The sequence below is a fragment of the Streptococcus sp. HMSC066F10 genome, assembly GCF_001813805.1.
Lineage (GTDB): Bacteria > Bacillota > Bacilli > Lactobacillales > Streptococcaceae > Streptococcus > Streptococcus vaginalis.
The window spans coordinates 133,361-133,722 of the sequence record NZ_KV813957.1; the positions used below are offsets into that span (position 1 = coordinate 133,361).

Here is a 362-nt window from a genome sequence, read left to right on the forward strand (position 1 = left end):
CAATAAAAAAAGGCGATTAGATTTTTAATTTTCTAATCGCCTTTTAAGTGTCATATTTATATTTTTATTATCTCTGGCATACTTTGATACCTTTTTAGACTTAAAGTCTTTAATAGTGGCTTTCCACCTCCTTTTATCTATAAAGATTCTCCTACATCATAGTTCATTTTTTTATTTAAACCTTTCTGTCTTAGTTTTTCTTTATCTTCTTCATACCATTTTAAGATTGTTACATAGTGGTTTTTATAGGTTTTGCCACTGCTTTCCATGTATCTTGATAGTTTATTTATCATTATTTCTGTGTGTGAGTTTAGTTTTTCTTTTAGATTTTTATATTCTTCTTTGCTTAGCCTTACATTTTT

The 362-nt window shown here is 26.5% G+C and carries 1 protein-coding gene; it reads right to left on the minus strand.

Annotated elements, in window-relative coordinates; all coding sequences use genetic code 11:
* Nucleotides 1-137: 137 nt before the first annotated feature.
* A partial coding sequence (locus tag HMPREF2933_RS10255; protein ID WP_261674319.1) for a hypothetical protein occupies nt 138-362 on the minus strand: 225 nt, incomplete at its 5' end.